Origin of the sequence: Streptomyces rubiginosohelvolus, from assembly GCF_014649875.1 — a bacterium.
Lineage (GTDB): Bacteria > Actinomycetota > Actinomycetes > Streptomycetales > Streptomycetaceae > Streptomyces > Streptomyces rubiginosohelvolus.
Genome location: NZ_BMTW01000013.1, coordinates 112,299 through 136,926 on the forward strand (window position 1 = coordinate 112,299; position 24,628 = coordinate 136,926).

A 24,628-nucleotide genomic window follows, 5' to 3' on the forward strand; every position below is an offset into this window, starting at 1 on the left:
CACAGGCCACATCCACTGCCTAACATCGATCACCGCAAGGCTTTGTGCACCGATGCACAAACTCTCCCCGGGAGGCTCCTTTGCACCGCCGCCGTCGCACCGCGCTCTCCGTCCTCGCCGCAACGCTCGTCGCCGCGCCGCTCCTGTCGGCCTGCGGCAACCAGGCCCACCCCGGTGCCGCGGCCGTCGTGGGCGGCGAGCGGATCGAGGTGTCGGCGGTCCAGGAGCGGGCCGCTGAGGTCCGCACCGCCCAGGAGAGCTCCCCGCAGGCCGCCCAGCTGGTGAACAAGTCGGGCCAGCTCAACCGGGCCAAGCTGCACGGGCTGATCTTCGGCCGGATCCTCGACCGCGCCGCCGAGGACGCGGGGGTCACGGTCTCCCGCAAGGAGATCCAGGAGATGCGGCAGGCCAGCCTCGCCCAGCAGGGCGGCGAGGACCAGTTCGAGGCGATGATGCTCCAGCAGCGCTGGGTGGCCCCGGACCAGATCGACGCCGACATGCGCCAGGAGGTCCAGCTCCCGAAGCTGGCCCGGGCGCTCGGCGCGGACCTGGGCACGCCCGCCGGCCAGCAGGTCGTCGGCGAGGCCCTCACGAAGGCGTCCAAGGCCCTCGACATCGACGTCAACCCGCGCTTCGGCACCTGGGACGACCAGAAGATGCAGCTCGGCGACTACAGCGCGCCCTGGATCACCCAGCGCACCGAGTTCACCCCCGAGCAGCCGACGGAGACCTGACCGGCCCGGCCGCGCAGGGCGGCCCGTCGGCCGCCGGCGGAGCCGGGGGTAGGTTCGCAGGGTGAACGCCGAAGCCCCCGACACCTCCGTCGAGACCCCCGCCGACCCCGGCCGCATCGTCCTGCTCACCGCCAGCCACCGGGTCGCACCCGGCCTGCTGTCCTGGCCGGCCTGGCAGACCCTGCACGCCGCCGACCGCGTCCTCACCGCGGACCCGGACCAGCCGCAGCTGCCCTACCTCCGCGAGGCGGGCGTACGCGTCGAACACGCCACGCCCTCCGCGGACGAACTGGTCGCGGACTGCGCGGGCGGCCGGACGGTCGTCGTCCTGACCGGCGGCGGGGGCAACGGCCCCCTCACCGACGGCCTGGCCCGCCTCGGCGGCTCGGGCCGGGTGGCCATGCCGGACCTGGAACTGCTCCCCGGCTCCTACGACCTCCCCGGCGCCCGCCTCCTCGACCTGGTCCAGGTCATGGACCGGATCCGCCGCGCCTGCCCCTGGACCTCGCAGAAGACGCACCGGGGCCTCGCCAAGTACGCCATCGAGGAGGCGTACGAACTGGTCGAGGCGATCGAGGACGGCGACCGGGACGAGCTGCGCGAGGAGCTGGGCGACGTCCTGCTCCAGGTCGTCTTCCACGCCCGTATCGCGGAGGAGGACCCCGAGGAGCCCTTCGCCATCGACGACGTCGCGGGCGGCCTCGTCGAGAAGCTGATCCACCGCCACCCGCACGTCTTCGGCGACGAGACCGCGGAGACCCCCGAGGACGTCCACGCGCACTGGCTGCGCACCAAGGCGATCGAGAAGCAGCGCACCTCGGTCACCGACGGCGTCCCCCTCGGCCAGCCCGGCCTGGCCCTCGCGGCGAAACTCGGCAGCCGGGTCCGCACGGCGGGCCTCGACGTGCCCCTGCCGACGGGCGATCCCTCGTCCGACTCCATCGGCTACGAGCTCCTCGCCCTCGCCGTGGCCGCCGAGGCGAACGGCACCGACCCGGAGGCCGCCCTGCGCGCTGCGGCCCGGGCCTACCGGGACGCGATCCTGGCGGCGGAGGGCGCGTGAACGACACCCCGGCCTGCCCGCACAGCGCCACCACCCCCGAAAACGCCCCCGAGCTCTTCACCTGGGAGTTCGCCACCGACCCCTACCCCGCCTACGCCTGGCTCCGCGAGCACCGCCCCGTGCACCGCACCGCGCTGCCCAGCGGGGTCGAGGCCTGGCTCGTGACCCGGTACGGGGATGCCCGGCAGGCGCTCGCCGACGCGCGGCTCTCCAAGAACCCGGCCAACCACGCCGAGTCGCCGCACGCCAAGGGGAAGACGGGGATCCCGGGGGAGCGCAAGGCGGAGTTGATGACGCATCTGCTCAATATCGACCCGCCGGACCACACCCGACTGCGCCGGCTCGTGTCCAAGGCGTTCACCCCGCGCCGGGTCGCGGAGTTCGCGCCCCGCGTGCAGGAGCTGACGGACCAACTCATCGACGGCTTCATCGAGGAGGGGAAGGCCGATCTGATCCATGACTTCGCCTTCCCCCTCCCCATCTACGCCATCTGCGACCTGCTCGGCGTCCCCCGCGAGGATCAGGACGACTTCCGGGACTGGGCGGGCATGATGATCCGGCACGGGGGCGGGCCGCGCGGCGGGGTCGCCCGGTCGGTGAAGAAGATGCGCGGCTATCTCGCCGAACTCATCCACCGTAAAAGGGAGAATCCCGGCGACGACCTGATCTCCGGGCTGATCCGGGCCAGCGACCACGGCGAGCACCTCACGGAGAACGAGGCGGCCGCGATGGCGTTCATCCTCTTGTTCGCCGGGTTCGAGACGACGGTCAACCTGATCGGGAACGGGACGTACGCCCTGCTGCGCCACCCCGAGCAGCGGGCCGCGCTGCAGGCTTCCCTGGAATCCGGGGAGAGCGCGCTGCTGGCCACCGGGATCGAGGAACTGCTCCGGTTCGACGGGCCGGTCGAGATGGCGACCTGGCGGTATGCCACCGAGCCGCTGACCCTGGGCGGCGAGGAGATCGCCGCCGGGGACCCCGTACTGGTCGTGCTCGCGGCGGCCGACCGGGACCCGGAACGGTTCACGGATCCGGACGTTCTGGACCTTGCACGGAGTGACAATCAGCACCTCGGTTACGGGCACGGCATCCACTACTGCCTGGGGGCGCCGCTGGCCCGGCTCGAAGGACAGACCGCGCTGGCCACGCTCCTGAAGCGCCTTCCTGACCTGCGACTTGCTGAGGAAGCGACCGATTTGCGCTGGCGCGGCGGGCTCATCATGCGCGGACTGCGCACCCTTCCGGTCGCGTTCGAACCGGGAATCCGTTCCGAAGAAAGTGACACGCTGTCAACTCTGTGACTTTCACGTGATCTGCGCTGCATCGACTTGTGACACACGTTCGAGTCCCGCTAGGTTCACGGTTCGACGCGTCGGTCGCACGTTGCTCACGCGTCACTTGTGCGCCGACGCAGGCACGGAATCCCGCTGCGCGGCGCTCAGGTCACTCGCTTGTCAGTCGCACGGAAGGCATACCCATGGGCTCCGCGAACGGCAGACACCGCCGCCCTCGCCAGGCACCCGCCATCGTCGTCGCCGCAGGGGTGACGGGGTCGGCCATCGCCATCCCGCTGCTCGGGGCGAGCGGCGCGACCGCGGCCGAGGCCTCCACCTGGGACCGGGTCGCGGAGTGCGAGAGCGGCGGCATGTGGAGCGCCGACCTCGGCAACGGCTACTACGGCGGGCTCCAGTTCTCGCAGGAGACCTGGTCGGCGTACGGCGGTACGGAGTTCGCGCCCCGCGCCGACCTCGCCAGCCGGTCGCAGCAGATCTCCGTCGCCGAGAAGGTCCTGGACGACCAGGGCCCCACGGCGTGGCCGAGCTGTGCGGTGATCTCAGGTCTCGCGGTGGACGGCAGCCTCCCGGGCGTCGACCCGGGCACCTCGCCCGCCCCCGACCCGACGGCCACCCCGACCGACGAAGCGGACGCACCCGACGAAGCGGATGAATCCGGCAAGTCCGGTGAAACTGATGAGTCCGGCAAGGGTGACAAGGGTGATGAGAGCGGCAAGGGTGACCCTGCGGACAAGGGTGACAGCGCTGACGCGGAGAAGGGCGGCGAAGCCCCCGACTCCTTGGTGACGCCCTCCACTCCACCCTCCTCCGAGGCTCCCGACGCCACCGACCCCTCCACCGCCCCCGACTCCTCGAAGGGCAAGGGCGGCAAGCACCGCGGCACCCCGGCGCCCGAGGAGGCCGGAGCGGGTCAGGAGGACGGTCCGCGCGGCTCCGGCCGGCACGCCTCGCGCGGCGACGGCGACGCCCGGGACGGCGGTGCGGCGGCCGGTGCGTACACGGTGCAGCCCGGCGACAACCTCTGGGCCATCGCCGACGCCCAGGAACTCCCTGACGGCTGGACCGGTCTCTACGAGGCCAACAAGGACCTCCTGGGCTCCGACCCGGACCTGATCCTGCCCGGCCAGAACCTGGATCTGGGGCTGGGCCAGGCCGCCGGCCAGGCCGCGCCGGAAGGTGCCGAAGAGCCTGCCGAGGAGTCCGCCGAGGCGCCTGCCGCCAACTGATCCAATTCGGGAAAATACCCCGAAAACAGAGGCAGTTAAGAGACCTATGTCCACTTTGCGTAAGTGAGACATGGGTCTCTTTGCTTCAACTCACGCTCCCCTTCCGGCCCATTCGTACACATCGCCCCCGACCTGCGGAAACGACCCACCAACCGCCGCGAGTTCGGGCTGATTGCCCCCTATGTCCATCTTTGAATGTCGGGGTTGCCTGTGTTTACGGTCTAAGCCGCTCGCACCGCGGGCCCCGTCGACCGTCACGCCGAATCCTGCCGTCGGTCGAAGGGAACAGACGCGTAAGCGCCGTAGGCAGGAGCGGGGGACCCAGGTAAGCCGCCGGGTCCGCACAGCCCCTCCAGGGGGTGTACGGGACCGGCTAGGGGTGAAGCCGTGCGCAAGGTCGCACGGCCGGGCAACTCATCAGCCCGAACCCGACAGCTCACCTCGTAGGCGTCGGTGAGGAGATTCGTTCCATGCTGCTGAACAGCAAGGGCAAGCACCGCCGCCCGTCCAAGGCCGCCCGTATCGCCACCCTCGCGGGTGTCACCGGTGCCGCCGTCGCCGTCCCGCTGATGGGCGCGACCAACGCTTCCGCCGCCTCCGTCGAGACCTGGGACGCCGTCGCCCAGTGCGAGTCCGGCGGCAACTGGTCCATCAACACCGGCAACGGCTACTACGGCGGACTGCAGTTCTCGCAGTCCAGCTGGGCCGCCGCCGGCGGTACGCAGTACGCCTCGCGCGCCGACCTGGCCTCCAAGGACCAGCAGATCGCCACCGCCGAGAAGCTTCTCGACATGCAGGGCCCGGGCGCTTGGGCCTGCGCCGGTGCCGGCGGCCTCACCAACGACGGTGTGGACCCGGGCGTGAACCCCGGCGGCTCCGGCCAGTCCGAGAGCAAGCCCGAGCAGGCGCAGCCCGAGCGTCAGGCCGAGCAGCCCACCACGCGCAGCGAGCAGCGCGAGGCCCCCAAGGCCGAGAGCAAGAAGACCGTCACCACCCCGACCGGCGACAAGGTCAAGAAGGGCGACGGCGAGTACAAGGTCAAGGCCGGCGACACCCTGAGCAAGATCGCTCAGAAGGAAGACGTCAAGGGCGGCTGGAGCAAGCTCTTCAAGCTCAACGACGACATCGTCGAGGACGCCAACCTGATCTTCCCGGGTCAGCAGCTCCACCTGAAGTAATCGCCGTCTCTCCTCCCCGGAGGGAGAGGGTCCGGCGGCACTCTCCCTCGCACGGCTTCCCGGCCCGGCGCGCTCTTCCCCCCAGCGCGCCGGGCCGGGTTCTTCGTGGGCGGCGGGCGTCCGGGGGCCCGTATGCGTTCACCTCTTGTTGTTACCGCTCAGTAGATTTCTAGAGTTCTGTCCCGCTATGCAGGCCCTTGGGTCCTTTTTCGTCCCAGGAGGCGGGCGGGCGGCCGACGGACGCGGCCGGGCCGGATAGGCTCGGGTCGCAAGGCCACAGTGACCCTGCACAACCAGTGTCAGATCCCAGAAGGAGATGCCTCGTGCCGTCCATCGACGTCGTCGTAGCCAGGGAAATCCTCGACTCCCGGGGCAACCCCACGGTCGAGGTCGAGGTCGGCCTCGACGACGGCAGCACGGGCCGTGCTGCCGTTCCGTCCGGCGCCTCCACCGGTGCGTTCGAGGCCATCGAGCTTCGCGACGGTGACCCCAACCGCTACCAGGGCAAGGGCGTCGAGAAGGCCGTCCTCGCCGTCATCGAGCAGATCGGCCCGGAGCTCGTCGGGTACGACGCCACCGAGCAGCGCCTCATCGACCAGGCGATGTTCGACCTGGACGCCACCGAGAACAAGGCCTCGCTCGGCGCGAACGCCATCCTCGGCGTCTCGCTGGCCGTCGCGCACGCCGCCTCCGAGGCGTCCGACCTGCCGCTCTTCCGCTACCTCGGCGGCCCGAACGCGCACCTGCTGCCCGTTCCGATGATGAACATCCTGAACGGCGGCTCGCACGCCGACTCCAACGTGGACATCCAGGAGTTCATGATCGCCCCGATCGGCGCGGAGTCCTTCTCCGAGGCCCTGCGCTGGGGCGCGGAGATCTACCACACGCTGAAGAAGGTCCTGAAGACCAAGGGCCTGTCCACCGGACTCGGCGACGAGGGCGGCTTCGCCCCGAACCTGGAGTCCAACCGCGCCGCCCTGGACCTCATCGTCGAGGCCATCAAGGAGGCCGGTTACGTCCCGGGCCGCGACATCGCGCTCGCGCTCGACGTCGCCGCGTCCGAGTTCTACAAGGACGGCGTCTACGAGTTCGAGGGCAAGTCCCGCTCGGCCGCCGAGATGACCGAGTACTACGAGGAGCTCGTCTCCGCGTACCCGCTGGTCTCCATCGAGGACCCGCTGTACGAGGACGACTGGGCCGGCTGGAAGGTCATCACCGACCGCATCGGCGCCAAGGTGCAGATCGTCGGCGACGACCTCTTCGTCACCAACCCCGAGCGCCTGGCCCGCGGCATCGAGGAGGGCTCCGCCAACGCCCTGCTCGTCAAGGTCAACCAGATCGGTTCGCTGACCGAGACCCTGGACGCCGTCGAGCTGGCCCAGCGCAACGGCTTCAAGTGCATGATGTCGCACCGCTCCGGTGAGACCGAGGACGTCACCATCGCCGACCTCGCCGTCGCCGTGAACTGCGGCCAGATCAAGACAGGCGCCCCGGCCCGCTCGGACCGCGTCGCCAAGTACAACCAGCTGCTGCGCATCGAGGAGATCCTCGACGACGCCGCGGTGTACGCGGGCCGCTCCGCCTTCCCGCGTTTCAAGGGCTGACCCGCGGCGCCAAGTCGGTGGCCTCCGTCCGTCCCCGCACCCGGTCCCGTACCGTGTGCGGGGACGGACGTATGTGACGGGGAGGCGGGGAGACATGGCCGGCAAGGACCGTGACCGGTTCTCCACCGCGACCAGGCTGCGGCTGCTCGGCGAGCAGACCGCGGCCCGCGTGTACCGGTCGCAGAACCGCCGCCAGGCCCGCCGCTCCCGGCTCACCGGCCGGGCCGCGTTCCTGGCGCTGGTCGTCTGCTCCCTGGTGGTGGCGCTCGCCTACCCGATGCGGCAGTACGTCTCCCAGCGCGACGAGATCGCCGAGCAGGAGCGGCTCTCGCAGGAGGCGGAGCGGCGTACCGAGGAACTGCGGGACGAGAAGGCGCGGCTCCAGGACGACGCGTACATCATGCGCCTGGCCCGCCAGCACCTCCATTACGTCCTTCCCGGGGAGACCGGCTACACCGTGGCAGACCCCGACGCGGCGGAGGACCGCCGGTCGGAACCCGGCGCGAGCGACCGTCCCTGGCACTCCAACCTCTGGGACGGCGTGGACAGCGCCGACCGTGACGACCGCGACTGACCGAGCCGCGACCCCCCCTTACGAGCTTCGAGCAGAACCAAGGCAGGCATGGAAACGCCCCCTCCGCAGACCGAGTCCACCAAGCCCACCGACGCGGACATCGCCGCGTTCGAGCAGCAGCTCGGCCGCCCGCCGCGCGGTCTGCGCGCCATCGCGCACCGCTGCCCGTGCGGCAACCCGGACGTGGTGGAGACCCAGCCCCGTCTGGAGGACGGCACGCCGTTCCCGACGACGTACTACCTGACCTGCCCCCGGGCGGCCTCGGCGATCGGCACGCTGGAGGCCAACGGGGTCATGAAGGAGATGACGGCCCGTCTGGAGACCGACCCGGAGCTGGCGAAGGCCTACCGGGCCGCGCACGAGGACTACATCACCCGCCGCGACGCCATCGAGGTCCTGGAGGGCTTCCCGAGCGCGGGCGGCATGCCGGACCGGGTGAAGTGCCTGCACGTCCTGGTCGGCCACTCGCTGGCCGCGGGCCCCGGGGTGAACCCGCTGGGCGACGAGGCCATCGCGATGCTGCCCGAGTGGTGGGCCAAGGGCCCCTGCGTCGCGCCGTGCGCGCCGACGGGCGAGGACGACGGCTGGACGGTCGACGAGGGCGACGAGGGCCACTTCGCCTTCCGCCCGCTCGACGGCCCCGCCGACGGGAAGGGCGCATGACCCGGGTCGCCGCCGTCGACTGCGGCACCAACTCCATCCGGCTCCTCGTCGCCGACGTGGACCCCGCCACCGGCTCCTTCACCGAGCTGGACCGGCGGATGACGATCGTCCGCCTCGGCCAGGGCGTCGACCGGACCGGCCGGCTCGCCCCCGAGGCGCTGGAGCGGACGTTCGCGGCCTGCCGTGAGTACGCCGCCGCGATCGCGGAACTGGGCGCGGAACGGATCCGCTTCGTCGCCACCTCCGCCTCCCGCGACGCCGAGAACAGCGCCGACTTCGTGGCCGGGGTGCGGGACATCCTGGGCGTCGAGCCCGAGGTGATCACCGGCGACCAGGAGGCCCAGCTCTCCTTCGACGGGGCCACCAAGGAGCTGGCCGGCAGCGACCATCTGGCGAAGCCTTATCTGGTCGTCGACATCGGCGGCGGCTCCACCGAGTTCGTCCTCGGCTCGGACGAGGTGGAGGCGGCCCGGTCCGTCGACATCGGCTGCGTACGGATGACGGAGCGTCACCTCGTCGTGGACGGGGCCGTCGTGGACCCGCCGAGCCACGAGCGGGCCGCCGCGATCCGCGCGGACATCGACGCCGCCCTCGACATCGCCGAGGAGACCGTGCCGCTCACCGGCGCGGGCACGCTCGTCGGCCTCGCGGGTACCGTCACCACGGTCGCCGGGATCGCGCTGGAGCTGGCGGAGTACGACTCCGGGGCCATCCACCACTCCCGGGTCTCCCGGGGCCAGGTCCGCGCGATCACCGAGCACCTGCTGCGCTCGACGCACGAGGAGCGCGCCGCGATCCCCGTGATGCACCCGGGCCGGGTCGACGTGATCGGCGCCGGGGCGCTCGTCCTGCTCGCGGTGATGGAGCGGACGGGAGCCCACGAGGTCGTCGTGAGCGAACACGACATCCTGGACGGGATCGCGTGGAGTGCGGCGGGCTGACCGCCCCCGCTCAATCGCTTCGTCACCTGCACCTTTGAGCCGCCCACCGGCTTCGGTGGGCCGCTCGGGGGACCCCTTCCGGGACACGCGGCGAGAAAGTTCGTGAACTTCTTCACAAGGAATTGGGCTCTGTCGGGCGCAGTTCGCGCCCCGTACGCCCCTGCGGGGCACTCCCGAGGCCCTGGAGGAGCGTCGCGGGCGCGTTCCCGGGGTGTTACGCCCGGGTGAAAGAGGGGCGTGCTTCACCCCGCCCGAAGGGTCAAGGTCCAGCTCACAAGCGGTGAACAACGTTTCCCGCAGTGTCGTGGTTCCCTTTCGTACCCATGACCTGGGTCACGTGGGCGGCGAAGTGTAGCAGAGGGTCGGTCAATCCTTGTGAAGGGGCTCACGAGCACCCCCCTGGGGCGGGGTGGATACTCGATGGCATGAGCACCACGGAGCGTCCCAGGATCCTCGTTGTAGGCGGTGGGTACGTAGGCCTGTACGCAGCTCGTCGCATTCTGAAGAAGATGCGATACGGAGAGGCGACCGTCACGGTCGTCGACCCGCGGTCGTACATGACGTACCAGCCCTTCCTCCCCGAAGCTGCCGCCGGCAGCATCTCGCCTCGGCATGTCGTCGTCCCGCTGCGACGCGTGCTGCCCAAGGCTGAGGTTCTCACCGGTCGTGTCACGACCATCGACCAGGACCGCAAGGTCGCCACGGTCGCGCCGCTCGTCGGCGAGGCCTACGAGCTGCCCTTCGACTACCTGGTCATCGCGATGGGCGCGGTCTCCCGCACCTTCCCGATCCCCGGCCTCGCCGAGCAGGGCATCGGCATGAAGGGCGTCGAGGAGGCCATCGGCCTGCGCAACCACGTCCTGGAGCAGCTGGACAAGGCCGACTCCACGACCGACGAGGACGTCCGCCGCAAGGCGCTGACGTTCGTCTTCGTGGGCGGCGGCTTCGCCGGCGCGGAGACCATCGGCGAGGTCGAGGACATGGCCCGCGACGCGGCGAAGTACTACACCAGCGTGAAGCGCGAGGACATGCGCTTCATCCTCGTCGACGCCGCCGACAAGATCCTCCCCGAGGTCGGCCCGAAGCTGGGCGCCTACGGCAAGGAGCACCTGGAGAGCCGCGGTGTGGAGATCTACCTCTCCACCTCGATGGACTCCTGCGTCGACGGCCACGTGGTCCTGAAGAACGGCCTGGAGGTCGACTCCAGCACCATCGTGTGGACCGCCGGTGTGAAGCCGAACCCGGCGCTGGCCCGCTTCGGCCTGCCGCTCGGCCCCCGCGGCCACGTGGACACCTCGGAGAAGCTCCAGGTGCAGGGCACCGACTACATCTGGGCCGCGGGCGACAACGCCCAGGTGCCGGACATGGTCGGCCGCCGCGCCGGCAACCCGAACGCCTGGTGCCCGCCCAACGCCCAGCACGCGCTGCGTCAGGCGAAGGTCCTCGGCGACAACGTGATCTCCGGTATGCGGGGCTTCCCGCAGAAGGAGTACAGCCACGCCAACAAGGGTGCGGTCGCCGGTCTCGGCCTGCACAAGGGCGTCGCGATGATCGTCATGGGCAAGGTGAAGATCAAGCTCAAGGGCCGTCTCGCCTGGTACATGCACCGCGGCTACCACGGCATGGCCATGCCGACCTGGAACCGCAAGATCCGGATCTTCGCCGACTGGACGCTGGCGATGTTCCTCAAGCGCGAGGTCGTCTCGCTCGGCGCCATGGAGACGCCGCGCGAGGAGTTCTACGAGGCCGCCAAGCCGGCCCCGGCTCCGGCCGCCGCCAAGCCCGAGGGCGAGAAGGCCAAGGCCTCCTGACCCTCCGGTGACCCGCTCCGCGAGGAGCGCTCCGTACGACGCCCGAAGGGGCCGTCCGCCATCCGTGGTGCGGACGGCCCCTTCGGCGTACCCGGGCGCGGGTCAAGGCAGAGGCCCGGCGGGCGGCGGTGGCCCGGCCCCGCCGATGTGGGTGGGACGTACACACGCTTTGCCCTTTCGTTGCCCGGTAGCGGGATGACGGAGTGTGCGGGAAGAGTTGACGCAGGTGTACCTCGCGACGGCGCCCGGGGTGTCGTGGCGGGGTTACGAGCATGTCTGTTGCCTGTGCTTGTCGATCTTGTGCTTGCTGTGCTTGTCGGGGAAACACCACGGAGGTGTGCGCCATGGCAGACGCCGCGTCGCGGCTGACCGCTCTCGCCGAGGAGTTGCTCTCGGAACCCCTGCCGGTCCGGATCCGGGCCTGGGACGGCAGTGAGTCGGGGCCGCCCGACGCCCCGGCCCTCGTGATCCGCCACCGCCGCGCCCTGCGCCGCCTCCTGTGGAAGCCCGGCGAACTGGGCCTGGCCCGCGCCTGGGTGGCCGGGGAGATCGACGTCGAGGGCGATCTGTACGAGGTCCTCGACCGGATCGCCGGGCTGCTGTGGGACCGGGGCGCCGACGCCAAGGACACCGTCCACCCGGTCCGCGACCCGAAGGTCCGCGCCTTCGCCCGCGGCCTCCTCGACCTCGCCGGCCCCTGGCCGCCGCCCGCCCCGCCCGCCGAGGAGGTGCGCCGCCGCACCGGCCCGCTGCACACCAGACGCCGGGACAAGGAGGCCATCAGCCACCACTACGACGTCGGCAACGACTTCTACGCCCTGGTGCTCGGCCCCTCCATGGTCTACTCCTGCGCCTACTGGCAGGACGGCTCCACCCTGGAAGAGGCCCAGCGCGACAAGCTCGACCTGGTCTGCCGCAAGCTCGGCCTGAAGGAGGGCGACCGGCTCCTGGACGTCGGCTGCGGCTGGGGCTCGATGGCCATCCACGCCGCCCGCCACTACGGGGCCCGGGTCACCGGCATCACCCTCTCCCGGGAACAGGCCGCCCACGCCCGCAAGCGCATCGCCGAGGAGGGCCTGACCGACCGGATCGAGATCCGCGTCCAGGACTACCGGGACGTCGGCGACGGCCCGTACGACGCGATCTCCTCGATCGGCATGGCCGAGCACGTCGGCTCGGTCCGCTACCGCGAGTACGCCGAGGACCTCTACGCCCTCCTCAAGCCCGGCGGCCGCCTCCTGAACCACCAGATCGCCCGCCGCCCCGAACGGGACGAGGAGGCGTACCACATCGACGCGTTCATCGACGCCTACGTCTTCCCCGACGGCGAACTCGCCCCGGTCGGCCGCACCCTGGCCACCCTGGAGGAGGCCGGCTTCGAGGCCCGGGACGTCGAGGCGCTGCGCGAGCACTACGCGCTGACCCTGCGCCAGTGGGTGGCCAACCTGGAGCGGCACTGGGAGCAGGCCGTACGCGCCACCTCTCCGGGCCGGGCCCGGGTCTGGCGGCTCTACATGGCGGCCTCGGCGCTCTCCTTCGAGCGCAACAAGATCGGCGTCAACCAGATCCTCGCGGTGCGCCCGCTGGACGGCGGCGGCTCCCGGCTGCCGCTGCGCGCCCGCGCGTGGACGGAGGACGCGGACGACGCGGACACGGACATGGACGCCTGACCCGTACGCGTACGGGCACGGGCACGGGCGAGGGGCCGGTGCTCCGCTCCCCAGCGGTGCACCGGCCCCTCGTCGTCCCCTGCGTCCCGGCCCCGGGACCTGTGGCTACTCCGTCTTGATCGCCGTCAGCATGTTGAGCTTCGCGGCGCTGCGGGCGGGCCACAGCGAGGCGAGGACGCCCACCAGGCCGGCCAGGAGGAGGAAGACGCCGAGCCGGTCCCACGGGATGACCAGGGCGTAGCCGGGGATGTCGGAGGACAGGGTCCGGCCGATCGCCCAGCCGAGGAAGACCCCGAGGCCGACCCCGATCACCGCGCCGAAGACCGAGATGACGACGGCCTCCAGACGGATCATCCGCTTGACGCGACCCCGGTCGAGGCCGATCGCGCGGAGCATGCCGATCTCCTGCTGCCGCTCGAACACCGACATCGCGAGGGTGTTGACGACCCCGAGGACCGCGATCAGCAGGGCCATGGCGAGCAGCCCGTACATGATGTTCAGGGCGGTGTTGATGAAGCCGCCGAACATGTCACGGATGTCCTGCCGGTCCATGACGCTCATCGCCGGGTTGTCGCCGAGGGCGTCCACGATGGACTGCTCGTTGGCCTTGCTCGCGCCGCCGTCCGACTTGATCCAGATCTCGCGGATCTCCGGGCGGGTGGACGCGCTGTGCCGGTCGGCCAGCTCCTTCGGGAGGACGAAGGGCGAGAGGAACTCGTTCTCCTTGTACGTCGCCCCGATCGTCACCTCGCCCTTCTTCTCGTCCTCGAACGTCACCGGAAGGGTGTCGCCGGTCTTCCAGCCGTTCGACTTCGCGGTCTTGGAGCCGACCGCGACCTGGCCGTCCTTCAGCGAGGCCAGCGAACCGGACTCGGTCGTCAGCGAGAAGACCTTCTCCACGTCACCCGGGGTGACGCCGGAGGCCGAGTGGTACTCACCGTCGACCTGGAGCGAGGCCGCCTGCTGCGGGGAGAGCGCGGCGACGCCGTCGGCCTTCGACAGGGCCGTGAGCGCGGACTCGTCGAGCGAGTCGCCGCTCGCCATCGAGATCAGGTAGTCGGCCTTGATGTTGTCCGTGGTCATCTTGTCGATGGCCTGGCCGAGCGTGACGCCGAGCACCGAGATGCCGGTGACCAGGGTGAGCCCGATGGCCAGCGCGGAGGCGGTGGCTCCGGTGCGCCGCGGGTTGCGGACCGCGTTCTGCGAGGCCAGCTTCCCGGAGACGCCGAACACCTTCTTCAGCAGCGGCCGGACCAGCGCGATCACCGGGCGGGAGAGCAGCGGGATCAGGATGATGACGCCGATCAGGGCGAAGAACGCGCCCGCGGCGACCAGCTGCCGGCCGGAGGTGCCGCCGGTCGCGGCACCGCCGACGATGCCGGCGGAGCCCAGCAGGGTGATCACACCGCCGATCGAGTTCCGTACGACGAGGGACTTGACGGAGGCGGTGGCGTGCACGCTGCTCATCGCGGCGACCGGGGCGATCTTCGCGGCCCGGCGGGCGGGCAGCCAGGCGGCCAGCACGGTGATCAGGATGCCGACCGCGAAGGCGGAGATCACGGCGGTGGGCGAGACGACCAGCGGACCGGCCGGGATCTTGCCGCCCATGAGGCCCATCGCGGAGCGCAGACCGGTGGCGAGGCCCAGACCGAGGAGGAAGCCGATGACGGAGGCGAGGACGCCGACGAAGGCGGCCTCCAGCAGCACCGAGCGCTTCACCTGGCGGCGGGTGGCGCCGATGGCGCGCATCAGGGCCAGCTCACGGGTCCGCTGGGCGATCAGCATCGTGAAGGTGTTGGCGATGAGGAAGATGCCGACGAACAGCGCGATGCCGGCGAAGGCCAGCAGCATGGTGTTGAGGCTGGTCAGGCCGGACTCGATGTCCTTGGCCTGCTGGTCGGCCAGGGCCTTGCCGGTCTGCGCGGTGGCGTCCTTCGGCAGCAGCGGCTCGATCTCGTCCAGCAGCTTCTGGTCGGAGACCCCGCCCGCCGCGCTGACCGTGGCGTTCTGGAAGACACCGGGCTTCAGGTAGAGCTTCTGGGCGGTCGGGGTGTCGAACAGCACGAGGCTGCCGCCCGCGTTGACCGCGCCGTCCTCGGTGGTGAAGATCCCCGAGAGGGTGTACTCCTTCACCGGGCCGTTGGTCGCGACCCGCACCGGGTCGCCGACCTTGTACTTGCCCTTGCTCGCGGTGTCCTTGTCGAGCGCGACCGAGCCGTTCTTCGCCGGGCCCGAGCCCTCGACGAAGGCGTACTGGGCGTCCTTGCCGTCCTTGCCGGGGGCGAAGTTCGCACCGGTGTTGGACCAGCCGTTGCCGATCAGCTTGCCGTCGGGGTCGGCGACCCCGGCGAAGCCGTCGACGCGGCCGGTGGCGGAGGCCACGCCGTCCAGGCCCCGGATCTTCTCCAGGGTGGCGTCGTCGATGCCGGGGGTCTTCTCGTCGTCGCCGGCGTAGGTCTCGATGGAGACGGCGACGTTGTCGTAGCTCTTGGCGGACTGGTTGCGGAAGGCGTTGCCGAGGGTGTCGGTGAAGACCAGCGTGCCGGAGACGAACGCTACGCCGAGCATGACGGCGAGCACGGTCATCAGCAGCCTGGCCTTGTGCGCGAGCACATTGCGCAGGGCGGTACGGAACATGTCTGTGTCCTGGGATGGGTTCCGGAAGGGGAGGGCGGGGCGTGCGGGTACGGGGCCGGGTACGGCGGCCGTACGCGTCAGCCGTGCGGCGGCCGGTCGTGGTGACCGGCCGCGGGCGTCAGCTGGTGCGGCCCTTCGCGTCGAACGCCTTCATCCGGTCGAGGACGCCGTCGGCGGTCGGGTGCATCATCTGGTCGACGACCGCGCCGTCCGCGAGGAAGATGACCCGGTCCGCGTAGGAGGCGGCCACCGGGTCGTGCGTCACCATCACCACGGTCTGGCCCAGCTCGCGCACCGAGTTGCGCAGGAAGCCCAGCACCTCGGCGCCGGAGCGGGAGTCCAGGTTTCCGGTCGGCTCGTCACCGAAGATGATCTCGGGCTGCGCGGCCAGGGCGCGGGCCACGGCGACGCGCTGCTGCTGACCGCCGGAGAGCTCGGTCGGGCGGTGCTTCAGCCGCTCCGAGAGACCGACCATGTCGATCACCTTCTGGAGCCACGCGGCGTCCGGCTTACGGCCCGCGATGTCCATCGGCAGGGTGATGTTCTCCAGCGCGGTGAGCGTCGGAAGCAGGTTGAACGCCTGGAAGATGAAGCCGATCTTGTCCCGGCGCAACTGGGTGAGCTGCTTGTCCTTCAGCGTGGACAGCTCGGTGTCGCCGATCCGCACCGAGCCGCTGCTGAAGCTGTCGAGCCCGGCGACGCAGTGCATCAGCGTCGACTTGCCGGAGCCCGAGGGGCCCATGATCGCCGTGAACTCGCCCTGCGGGAAGTCCACGGTCACCCGGTCCAGGGCGACGACCTGTGTCTCGCCCTCGCCGTAGACCTTCGACAGCTCCGTGGCGCGGGCAGCCACCGCGGTGGCGCGGTGAACGGTGGGGGTGGTGGTCACTGGGACGCTCCTGGTTCGGGTGGGGCGGGGGCCTGGGTCATGCCGATGCGGGCGTTGACGCCATGCCTGGGGGACTTACTCCATCCTTACGGCCCGACTGCCCCTGGTCGTCACCCCCGATGCCCGTTCCCGGGGCCGTCTTGAGTCGCATCGAGGGCGTGGCTTCGTCCTCCTCGGGTATGACACGACCCTGAGCGGAGTCCTCCCACCCCCGGACGTCGCCGGCCGGCCGTGACGCAGTGTGAGTGTGCGGAGCGTGGACGAGGGGCCGGTCGCGGCGGCTGCCGGGCGGTCGCGGAGCGGTGCCGGGCCCGAGGTCGGAGTGCCGTCGGAGCCGAGGGTGGCGCACGCCCTGGCGGGGCATGGCGCGGACCTGGCGCGTTGGGCCGTACGAGTGCGGCGACTTTCCGTCATTCCGATGCGGCGCGCACACCGCCCGGGAACGGCCGCAGGCGTGTGGTCAGCCCGGCCCGATGTGCTGACGGACCCTCAAGCGGTCAATAAAATAAGACAACATCGCGCCACTGTTCCGCTGATCGAGGGACAGCCCCGGATAGGGTCGGTAGCCAGACGCGGAGCCGCGCGGCACGCCCGGATGGTGGAACGTAGACACGGCGAGCTTAAACCTCGCTGCCCCTCGGGGGCGTGCCGGTTCGAGTCCGGCTCCGGGCACCACGCGCCGCACGCTGCGTGACGGGCACGGGCCTTACCGTGACCGCCGAATCGCCTCCGACCGTGACCGTCGAACCGCCTCGGAACCCGGCCCGGTCCCCGACGGGCGCTCCGGCACGGATGCCGGAAAGATCCTCCCCGGGCACTAGGGTGATTCCTTTGCCTACCCATTACTCTTGTGGCAAGGCCACGCAGTGTGGCCATGGAGGAGTGAGATGAGGAGCAGCAACCCGGTCTTCTCGCGACGGGGGTTCAGCCGCGACAACGGCCACGCGGGCTTCAACGCGGCGCCGCAGGCCGGGGCCCCCGCGACGGGCAACCCGTACGCACAGGGCACCGCCGCCAACCCGTACGCCACCAACCCCTACGCGCAGACGGACATGCAGGGTGCCCCGCAGGCGCCCGCCCGTACCGACGCGATGACCATCGACGGCGTCGTGACGCGCACGGCGATGACGCTCGGCACCGTGATCCTGGCCGCCGCGGCCGCGTGGTGGATCATGCCGGTCGACCAGGCGAACCTGGGCAGCGCCTACGGCGTGGCCATCGGCGCCGCGCTCATCGGCTTCGTGCTGTCGCTGGTCAACTCGTTCAAGCGCCGGCCCTCGCCCGCGCTGATCCTGACCTACGCGGCGTTCGAGGGTGTCTTCCTCGGCATCGTCAGCAACATCGTCAGCATGTACGTCGCCCCCGGCGCCGCGATGCAGGCGGTGCTCGGCACCATGGCGGTCTTCGCCGGTGTGCTGATCGCCTACCGCACCGGTCTGATCCGGGTCACGCGCCGCTTCTACGGCTTCGTGATGGCGGCCGCCATCGGCTTCATGCTGCTGATGATGGTCAACCTCCTGTTCGCCGTCTTCGGCGGCGGTGACGGCCTCGGCTTCCGCAGTGGGGCCCTCGGCGTCGTCTTCGGCATCGTGGCCATCGTCATCGGCGCGGCCATCCTCGCCCTGAACTTCAAGCAGGTCGAGGACGGCATCGCGTACGGCGCTCCCCGTGAGGAGGAGTGGCTGGCCGCTTTCGGTCTCACCGTGACCCTGGTGTGGATCTACATCGAGATGCTGCGCCTGGTCGCGATCCTCAGCGGCGACGACTGAGCGACCCCGTAGTACCCGCAGTACCCCGTAGCACCGGAACGGCCCGCAGGCACCGCGCCTGCGGGCCGTTCCGCGTTCGCGGGAAGGGCGCGTAGGGTCGGTCGGGTGCTCGATACGACGCCCCTGATCCTGGCCGTGGACCGTTTCGCCGACCGGCTGCGTTCGGCCCCGCAGAGCCGCCTCCAGCGCGGTGCGGCCGCCGAGGCGCTGGCCGCCGCCCGGGAGCTCGCCGTGCGGGCCCAGCGGCTGGAGAGCCCGGGCGCCGAGCCGCGGGAGCTGCCGGACGCCGGGATGTTCGCGGTGGGCGACCAGCTCGCCGTCGCCGGGCGGGACCTGGCCGTGGCACTGGAAACGGCCCCGTCCCAGGAGCTGGACGAGGCCGTGCGGTGTGTCGACGAAGCGGTGGCGCGGGCTTTCGCGTGAGCGGCGCGGGTGCGCGTACGAGCGGCCCGCGCCCGGCGGTCAGAACGAGGCGATGACGCGGTCGGCGAGGATGTACACGTTGTCCTCGCCGCAGGAGAAGGTCAGCGCGTAGGCGCCCGAGACGCCCGAACCGCCCAGCAGGACCGGCTGCCGGCCCGCCCGCAGCGCGTCCGCGAGCCGCTCGGCGGTCTCGCGGTGGCCCGGGGTCATGCAGAGCGTGGTGCCGTCGGCGAAGACGTACACATCGAGCGTGCCCAGCGGGCCGGGCCGCACATCGGTCAGCTCGGTCGCGGTGTCGGCCAGCTCCTCAAGACGGTTCACGGTGCGCTCGTGGTCGGTGACGACCGGCGTCTGTACGGGGACGAAGTCCGGGTGCGAGGGGTGGCGGCGGCGGGCGGCGGCCAGCTCGGGGGAGTCCTCGGGGAACTCCGAGGTCTCCGGAAGCCCGGTCGCCAGGTCCGTCGACAGCTCCGTGTGCAGGTCCGTCGGCAGATCGGTCAGCTCACCGACCTCGTGCTCCGCGAGGGTCCGCTCGCTCAGCTCGACGAGCTCCTCCATCGCCTCGGCCGCCTCCAGGTCCATCGACTCCAGGCCGGCGAAGTCGGCCTGCCGGGGCAGGTAGTACGGGGCGTCGTCGCCCAGGCCGGGCAGACCGCCCAACAGGGACGGGGTGTCGGCGGCGTCACGGGCTTCCTGGGCCGCCCAGAAGGCGCGCGCCTCGGCCAGCTCGCGCTCCCGCTCCTCGGCGAGCGCGTCGGCGACGGCCGCGCGTATCTCCTCGGCGGGAGTGGCCGTACTGCGGCTCTGCGGTGGCACCGAGGCGCCGGGAACGTGGCTCGCGGCCAGCTCCGTGCGCAGCGCCACGACCTGCTTGCGCAGCCCGTGAGCGGCGTGCAGTGCGGCGGCGCCGACGGCCGTGGCAGCGGCGGTGGTCAGCAACAGGGCAAATGACATGGCGCTCACTGACATACTCCCGGTCTCAATCGATACCCCCGACTTCCTACATCAGCTTGGCCTGTACCGGTACGGGCTGTCAGTGCATTACGTCACGAAATGGACAGGTCTTTCGGTCCGATGTTTAGCCCCAAACCGGCCTGACCTGCGGAAACGACTCTCCCCCGGGACGCAGATCACATCCTGGGGGAGATTCGGTCACGGTCGGGGCTCGACGGGGTTAGCTGAGGCGCTCAATCACCATCGCCATGCCCTGGCCGCCGCCCACGCACATCGTCTCCAGGCCGAACTGCTTGTCGTGGAACTGGAGGCTGTTGATCAGCGTGCCGGTGATGCGGGCGCCGGTCATGCCGAAGGGGTGGCCGACCGCGATCGCGCCGCCGTTGACGTTGACCTTGTCCAGCGGCAGGCCGAGGTCCCGGTAGGAGGGGATGACCTGGGCGGCGAACGCCTCGTTGATCTCGGCGAGGTCGATGTCGTCGATGGTCAGGCCGGCCCGCCTCAGCGCCTGCTTGCTGGCCTCGACCGGGCCGTAGCCCATGATCTCCGGGGAGAGGCCGGAGACGCCGGTGGAGACGATCCGGGCCAGCGGGGTCAGGCCCAGCTCGCGCGCCTTGGTGTCGGACATGATCACCAGGGCCGCGGCGCCGTCGTTGAGCGGGCAGCAGTTGCCCGCGGTGACCAGGCCGTCGGGGCGGAACACCGGCTTCAGGCCCTGCACGCCCTCCAGCGTGACGCCCGCGCGCGGGCCGTCGTCCTTGGAGACGACCGTGCCGTCGGGGGTGGTGACCGGCGTGATCTCCCGCTCCCAGAAGCCGTTCTTCAGGGCTTCCTCGGCGAGGTTCTGCGACCGTACGCCGAACTCGTCCATGTCCTGACGGGTGACGCCCTTGGCCCGGGCCAGGTTCTCCGCCGTCTGTCCCATCGAGATGTACGCGTCCGGGACGAGGCCGTCCTCGCGCGGGTCGTGCCAGCTCGCGCCGGACTCCTCGGCGCGGGCCGCGGTGCGGGCCTCGGCCTCGGCGAACAGCGGGTTGTGCGTGTCCGGCAGGCTGTCGGAGTTGCCCTTGGTGAAGCGGGACACCATCTCGACACCGGCCGAGATGAAGACGTCGCCCTCGCCCGCCTTGATCGCGTGCAGCGCCATCCGGCTGGTCTGCAGCGAGGAGGAGCAGTAGCGGGTGACCGTACAGCCGGGAAGGTGGTCCATCCCCATCTGCACGGCGATGATGCGGCCCAGGTTGTTGCCCTGCTCGCCGCCGGGCAGACCGCAGCCCAGCATCAGGTCGTCGATGTCCTTCGGGTCCAGCTCGGGGACCTTGGCCAGCGCGGTCTGGATGATCGTGGCGGTCAGGTCGTCCGCGCGCAGGTCCTTCAGGGACCCCTTGAAGGCGCGGCCGATCGGCGAACGGGCGGCAGAGACGATCACGGCTTCGGGCATCACGCGGCTCCAAGGGGCTGGAAGGCTGTACGGGCTGTGAGGCTGTACGGCTGCACGTCGGGGTGGGCAGGCGGAACTCCTCTGGAAGTTACCCGGACGTATCGCCGGGGTCACCCGGCAGGCCGTGTGATGCGGGACTCTTTTCTAAGCGCTTGCTCAGCACGGCCCGCCGGGTGACCCCACCCGCTACGCGTGCCCGTGGGCCGCGTCCGGGTGGGCGTGCGGGGTGGGTTCCGTGGAGGCGGGCAGACGCCGCCGCCTGCGGTGCTTGAGGAGGGCCCAGGGAGCGCGCGCCCCCGTGACCTCCGTACCGGCCTCCCGGGCCGCCTGGGAGGCCGCCTTCGCCACCGGGAGGATGTCCTCGCGCCGTGCGCCGTCCAGCCGGTCGGTCTCCGGCCACAGGCCCAGCACCGCGCACAGCGTGGGCAGCACCGCCATGGCCGCCGTGGCGTAGCCCTCGGCGGAGGGGTGGTAGTTGTCCGGGCCGAACAGTTCGCGCGGGTTCGCCGCGAACTCCGGGCCCAGCAGGTCGCCCAGCGACACCGTGCGCCCGCCCTGCTCCACCGTGCCGATCGTCTGCGCCGCCGCCAGCTGCCGGCTCACCCGCCGGGCCAGCCAGCGCAGCGGCTGGTAGACCGGCTCGATCGTGCCCAGGTCCGGGCAGGTCCCGACGACCACCTCCGCCCCCGCCGTCCGCAGCCTGCGCACCGCCGTCGTCAGACAGCGCACCGACTGGGTCGCCGGCATCCGGTGGGTGACGTCGTTCGCCCCGATCATGATCACGCAGACGTCCGGGACCCGCGCCGGATCCGCGAGCAGCAGCGACACCTGCCGCTCCAGATCGTCCGACCGGGCCCCGGGCAGGGCCACGTTCCGCAGATCCACCGGCCGCTCGGCCACCGCCGCGAGACCCGAGGCCAGCAGGGCGCCCGGGGTCTGCCCGGCCCGCCGCACCCCCTGGCCCGCGGCCGTCGAATCCCCGAGCATCCCGAGCCGCATCGCGTCGTTCGGCCCGGCGAACGCCACTCCGTACCGCCCGTCCGCACTCGGCGGAACCGGCGCCGTCCCGCCGCCGACCTGCCTCTTCGCGAGCTGGACCTCCGCCAGGAACACGCCCACGGCCGCCGCACCGATCAACCCGATGCTGCCACCGCCGTAAGCCGCGCCCGCCGCGATCCGCCGTGCCACCCTTGCTCTCGACACAGTCCGGTCCACCTCCTCCTCGCCGTACAGCCGTACACGTACCTACTTGCCCCGCTCGGGGCTCCGCGTACTCCTTCCCGTACGCACAGTGCGTCCCGTACGCATACTCTGGGCCGGACCATCTCGGAGATCCCGGAGTACACGGTGCAATTCCACGATTCGATGATCAGTCTTGTCGGCAACACCCCGCTGGTGAGGCTGCGCAACGTCACGGCAGGTATCCAGGCGACCGTCCTGGCCAAGGTCGAGTACTTCAACCCCGGCGGGTCCGTGAAGGACCGCATCGCGCTGCGCATGATCGAGGCGGCCGAGCAGAGCGGGGAGCTGAAGCCCGGCGGCACGATCGTCGAGCCGACCAGCGGCAACACCGGCGTCGGCCTCGCCATCGTCGCGCAGCAGAAGGGCTACAAGTGCATCTTCGTCTGCCCGGACAAGGTGTCCACGGACAAGATCAACGTGCTGCGGGCGTACGGCGCCGAGGTCGTCGTCTGCCCCACCGCCGTTGACCCCGAGCACCCGGACTCGTACTACAACGTCTCCGACCGGCTGGTCACCGAGACGCCGGGCGCCTGGAAGCCCGACCAGTACTCCAACCCGAACAACCCGCGCTCGCACTACGAGACCACCGGTCCCGAGCTGTGGGAGCAGACGGAGGGGAAGATCACCCACTTCGTCGCGGGCGTCGGCACCGGCGGCACCATCAGCGGCACCGGCCGCTACCTCAAGGAGATCAGCGACGGCGCGGTCCAGGTCATCGGCGCGGACCCGGAGGGCTCGGTCTACTCCGGCGGCTCCGGGCGGCCGTATCTGGTCGAGGGCGTCGGCGAGGACTTCTGGCCGAGCGCCTACGACCGCAACGTGACGGACGAGATCGTCGCGGTGTCCGACAAGGACTCCTTCCAGATGACCCGCCGCCTCGCGAAGGAGGAGGGCCTGCTCGTCGGCGGCTCCTGCGGCATGGCGGTCGTCGGCGCCCTGGAGGTCGCCAAGCGGCTCGGCCCCGACGACGTCGTCGTGGTGCTGCTCCCCGACAGCGGGCGCGGCTACCTGAGCAAGATCTTCAACGACGAGTGGATGGCCGACTACGGCTTCCTGGAGGACTCCGGCACCTCCGCCAACGTCGGCGCGGTCCTGGACTTCAAGGAGGGCCCGATGCCCTCGCTCGTCCACATGCACCCGGAGGAGACGGTCGGCGAGGCCATCGACGTGCTGCGCGAGTACGGCGTCTCCCAGATGCCGATCGTGAAGCCGGGCGCCGGCCACCCGGACGTGATGGCCGCCGAGGTCATCGGCTCCGTCGTGGAGCGGCAGCTGCTGGACGCGCTGTTCACCCAGCGCGCCTCGCTGAGCGACCCGCTGGAGAAGCACATGTCGGCCCCGCTGCCGCAGGTCGGCTCCGGCGAACCGGTCGAGGACCTGATGGCCGTGCTCAGCGGCACGGACGGGGCCGACGCCGCGATCGTGCTCGTCGAGGGCAAGCCGAAGGGCGTCGTGAGCCGGCAGGACCTGCTGGCTTTCCTCGCCAAGGACGCGGGCACGGCGAAGGCCTGACGGGGCATCTCCGTCGCCCGGCTCTCCCAGGGCCGGGCGACGGGCCTGGGAGGGTCGGGCGCGGGGCGTCCGAGAGTCCGGCGCGCGGCCTCGGGGAAGCCGGTCGCGGGGCTTCGCGAAAACGGTACGAGCGCGTCACGTCCGCGCAGCACCCGCTTAACACGGCTCCGGCACATTGGTGGGTGTCGGCAGGGAAACCCGCCGGCACCCAGAACGGCGACACCGGACTACGGAGCGGCTCCCGGACCTCCACCGTCGCCCGGACGCGAGCAACCGGCCCTGACCCGGACCGCGTCCCTCGCGGGGACCGCCGTCGTCCCGCCCCCCGGGTGACCGGGGGTGCGGCGGTCCCCGCGACATAACCTTCCGGCTCGGCCCTTCCCCGCCCCCGCGCCGGGCTCAGGTCTGCCCGGCCCCTTGCCGGGCTCAGTCCTTCCAGTCGGACGACGTCCGTTCCTCCCGGCGGCGGAACAGCCCCCCGCCCCGCGCCGCCTGGAACGCGTTGACGCCGACGATGCCGAGCCAGGCCACCACCAGCCCTCCCATCCCGGCGTTCACGACGCCGATCGCGGACAGCGGGACCGCCAGGATCAGCGAGACGATCCCCAGCGCGTGCCGCTCCCCGAAGGTCTCCGGCTGCGCCGGACGCGCGCCTCGGGCATGGGTCATCTGCTGCTCGGCGAGCTGACGGCGGACCCGGCGGTCGAGTGTGGTGTCGAGGCGCTGCTCGACCTTCTCCAGGAACGATTCGATGAGCACGGACTCGTACTCCGCACCCAGCTCGCCGCGGGCCTGGAGGGTGGCGGCGAGCTCCTTCTTGAGCTCGTGGTCACGGGCTTCCATACGGATGACGGTACGGAGTCCGGGCCCCCGTGACAGTAGGGCTAGCCCCCGAATTCCCTGGGGCTAACCCCCCTTACAGGGCTCCTGCATATGGACATACAGCAACCTTCCTGGCTGAATAGAATGGTCGTCGCCGGTCGGGCGCGACGGATCCAGCAA

20 protein-coding genes, 1 tRNA gene and 1 riboswitch are annotated in these 24,628 nt (G+C 71.0%); of the genes, 15 read left to right on the forward strand and 6 right to left on the reverse strand.

Annotated elements, in window-relative coordinates:
* The first annotated feature begins 80 nt into the window (after positions 1–80).
* From IE134_RS25525 to IE134_RS25575, 11 genes are all read left to right on the forward strand, one after another.
* The gene (locus tag IE134_RS25525) at positions 81–734 is read left to right on the forward strand and encodes a SurA N-terminal domain-containing protein (protein WP_030589173.1); all 654 of its coding nucleotides are present in this window, start codon (positions 81–83) and stop codon (positions 732–734) included.
* 61 nt (positions 735–795) lie between these two features.
* Positions 796–1,797 carry a nucleoside triphosphate pyrophosphohydrolase gene (locus IE134_RS25530; protein WP_189431876.1) on the forward strand — a complete coding sequence of 334 codons (1,002 nt, stop codon included), beginning with the start codon at positions 796–798 and terminating at the stop codon, positions 1,795–1,797.
* Positions 1,794–3,098 carry a cytochrome P450 family protein gene (locus IE134_RS25535; protein WP_030710358.1) on the forward strand — a complete coding sequence of 435 codons (1,305 nt, stop codon included), beginning with the start codon at positions 1,794–1,796 and terminating at the stop codon, positions 3,096–3,098. Before IE134_RS25530 ends, IE134_RS25535 begins: the two co-directional genes overlap by 4 nt.
* A 176-nt stretch (positions 3,099–3,274) precedes the next feature.
* Entirely contained in the window at positions 3,275–4,318 is a 1,044-nt protein-coding gene (locus IE134_RS25540) for a transglycosylase family protein (protein ID WP_098017275.1), read from the forward strand.
* Between the two features lie 288 nt (positions 4,319–4,606).
* Positions 4,607–4,783: riboswitch (cyclic di-AMP (ydaO/yuaA leader) on the forward strand.
* 5 nt (positions 4,784–4,788) lie between these two features.
* Positions 4,789–5,496, forward strand: coding sequence for a transglycosylase family protein (locus IE134_RS25545; protein WP_030710354.1), 708 nt, complete (start codon positions 4,789–4,791; stop codon positions 5,494–5,496).
* A gap of 323 nt (positions 5,497–5,819) precedes the next feature.
* Positions 5,820–7,100, forward strand: coding sequence for a phosphopyruvate hydratase (gene eno / locus IE134_RS25550; protein WP_003968663.1), 1,281 nt, complete (start codon positions 5,820–5,822; stop codon positions 7,098–7,100).
* Between the two features lie 94 nt (positions 7,101–7,194).
* Complete coding sequence (locus IE134_RS25555) at positions 7,195–7,674, forward strand: FtsB family cell division protein (protein ID WP_030710352.1); 480 nt, start codon at positions 7,195–7,197, stop codon at positions 7,672–7,674.
* A 48-nt stretch (positions 7,675–7,722) separates the two neighbouring features.
* The gene (locus IE134_RS25560) at positions 7,723–8,337 is read left to right on the forward strand and encodes a DUF501 domain-containing protein (RefSeq protein ID WP_030710350.1); all 615 of its coding nucleotides are present in this window, start codon (positions 7,723–7,725) and stop codon (positions 8,335–8,337) included.
* The gene (locus IE134_RS25565; RefSeq protein WP_030710349.1) at positions 8,334–9,278 is read left to right on the forward strand and encodes a Ppx/GppA phosphatase family protein; all 945 of its coding nucleotides are present in this window, start codon (positions 8,334–8,336) and stop codon (positions 9,276–9,278) included. Before IE134_RS25560 ends, IE134_RS25565 begins: the two co-directional genes overlap by 4 nt.
* A 425-nt stretch (positions 9,279–9,703) precedes the next feature.
* Positions 9,704–11,089, forward strand: coding sequence for an NAD(P)/FAD-dependent oxidoreductase (locus IE134_RS25570; protein ID WP_030710348.1), 1,386 nt, complete (start codon positions 9,704–9,706; stop codon positions 11,087–11,089).
* 344 nt (positions 11,090–11,433) lie between these two features.
* Positions 11,434–12,759 carry a class I SAM-dependent methyltransferase gene (locus IE134_RS25575; protein ID WP_098017273.1) on the forward strand — a complete coding sequence of 442 codons (1,326 nt, stop codon included), beginning with the start codon at positions 11,434–11,436 and terminating at the stop codon, positions 12,757–12,759.
* Between the two features lie 105 nt (positions 12,760–12,864).
* Here the strand turns inward: IE134_RS25575 and IE134_RS25580 are convergent, their stop codons facing one another.
* Both IE134_RS25580 and IE134_RS25585 read right to left on the reverse strand, forming a co-directional pair.
* Positions 12,865–15,396: an ABC transporter permease gene (locus IE134_RS25580; protein ID WP_098895286.1), complete on the reverse strand. Its 2,532-nt coding sequence runs from the start codon at positions 15,394–15,396 to the stop codon at positions 12,865–12,867.
* A 118-nt stretch (positions 15,397–15,514) separates the two neighbouring features.
* The gene (locus IE134_RS25585; protein WP_010059849.1) at positions 15,515–16,285 is read right to left on the reverse strand and encodes an ABC transporter ATP-binding protein; all 771 of its coding nucleotides are present in this window, start codon (positions 16,283–16,285) and stop codon (positions 15,515–15,517) included.
* A 589-nt stretch (positions 16,286–16,874) separates the two neighbouring features.
* Here IE134_RS25585 and IE134_RS25590 point away from each other — a divergent pair.
* The 3 genes from IE134_RS25590 (at position 16,875) to IE134_RS25600 (ending at position 18,477) form a co-directional block, all read left to right on the forward strand.
* Positions 16,875–16,960, forward strand: a tRNA-Leu gene (locus IE134_RS25590).
* A gap of 212 nt (positions 16,961–17,172) precedes the next feature.
* Positions 17,173–18,054, forward strand: a complete 882-nt coding sequence (locus tag IE134_RS25595; protein WP_029182214.1) for a Bax inhibitor-1/YccA family protein — start codon at positions 17,173–17,175, stop codon at positions 18,052–18,054.
* 105 nt (positions 18,055–18,159) lie between these two features.
* Positions 18,160–18,477 carry a hypothetical protein gene (locus tag IE134_RS25600; RefSeq protein WP_098017270.1) on the forward strand — a complete coding sequence of 106 codons (318 nt, stop codon included), beginning with the start codon at positions 18,160–18,162 and terminating at the stop codon, positions 18,475–18,477.
* A gap of 39 nt (positions 18,478–18,516) precedes the next feature.
* On the opposite strand, the gene IE134_RS25605 is transcribed toward IE134_RS25600, so the two are convergent.
* The 3 genes from IE134_RS25605 to IE134_RS25615 all read right to left on the reverse strand — a co-directional run bounded on the left by IE134_RS25605 (position 18,517) and on the right by IE134_RS25615 (position 22,060).
* Entirely contained in the window at positions 18,517–19,416 is a 900-nt protein-coding gene (locus IE134_RS25605) for a hypothetical protein (RefSeq protein ID WP_189431900.1), read from the reverse strand.
* Between the two features lie 235 nt (positions 19,417–19,651).
* Positions 19,652–20,872: an acetyl-CoA C-acetyltransferase gene (locus tag IE134_RS25610; RefSeq protein WP_098017269.1), complete on the reverse strand. Its 1,221-nt coding sequence runs from the start codon at positions 20,870–20,872 to the stop codon at positions 19,652–19,654.
* Positions 20,873–21,058: 186 nt separating this feature from the next.
* Positions 21,059–22,060, reverse strand: coding sequence for an SGNH/GDSL hydrolase family protein (locus IE134_RS25615; RefSeq protein WP_030710337.1), 1,002 nt, complete (start codon positions 22,058–22,060; stop codon positions 21,059–21,061).
* A 159-nt stretch (positions 22,061–22,219) separates the two neighbouring features.
* Between IE134_RS25615 and IE134_RS25620 the strand changes: the two genes are divergently transcribed.
* Positions 22,220–23,626: a cystathionine beta-synthase gene (locus IE134_RS25620; protein ID WP_029182216.1), complete on the forward strand. Its 1,407-nt coding sequence runs from the start codon at positions 22,220–22,222 to the stop codon at positions 23,624–23,626.
* Positions 23,627–24,052: 426 nt separating this feature from the next.
* On the opposite strand, the gene IE134_RS25625 is transcribed toward IE134_RS25620, so the two are convergent.
* Positions 24,053–24,469 (reverse strand): hypothetical protein, encoded by a 417-nt coding sequence (locus tag IE134_RS25625; RefSeq protein ID WP_098895288.1) that lies wholly within the window; start codon positions 24,467–24,469, stop codon positions 24,053–24,055.
* Positions 24,470–24,628 lie beyond the last annotated feature (159 nt).

Coding starts and splice junctions, on each gene's coding strand:
- IE134_RS25610 (WP_098017269.1), bottom strand. CDS start 20,872: ATGCCCGAAGCCGTGATCGTCTCTGCCGCCCGTTCGCCGATCGGCCGC.
- IE134_RS25625 (WP_098895288.1), bottom strand. CDS start 24,469: ATGGAAGCCCGTGACCACGAGCTCAAGAAGGAGCTCGCCGCCACCCTC.
- IE134_RS25570 (WP_030710348.1), top strand. CDS start 9,704: ATGAGCACCACGGAGCGTCCCAGGATCCTCGTTGTAGGCGGTGGGTAC.
- IE134_RS25565 (WP_030710349.1), top strand. CDS start 8,334: ATGACCCGGGTCGCCGCCGTCGACTGCGGCACCAACTCCATCCGGCTC.
- IE134_RS25545 (WP_030710354.1), top strand. CDS start 4,789: ATGCTGCTGAACAGCAAGGGCAAGCACCGCCGCCCGTCCAAGGCCGCC.
- IE134_RS25560 (WP_030710350.1), top strand. CDS start 7,723: ATGGAAACGCCCCCTCCGCAGACCGAGTCCACCAAGCCCACCGACGCG.
- IE134_RS25580 (WP_098895286.1), bottom strand. CDS start 15,396: ATGTTCCGTACCGCCCTGCGCAATGTGCTCGCGCACAAGGCCAGGCTG.
- IE134_RS25540 (WP_098017275.1), top strand. CDS start 3,275: ATGGGCTCCGCGAACGGCAGACACCGCCGCCCTCGCCAGGCACCCGCC.
- IE134_RS25555 (WP_030710352.1), top strand. CDS start 7,195: ATGGCCGGCAAGGACCGTGACCGGTTCTCCACCGCGACCAGGCTGCGG.
- IE134_RS25595 (WP_029182214.1), top strand. CDS start 17,173: ATGAGGAGCAGCAACCCGGTCTTCTCGCGACGGGGGTTCAGCCGCGAC.
- IE134_RS25575 (WP_098017273.1), top strand. CDS start 11,434: ATGGCAGACGCCGCGTCGCGGCTGACCGCTCTCGCCGAGGAGTTGCTC.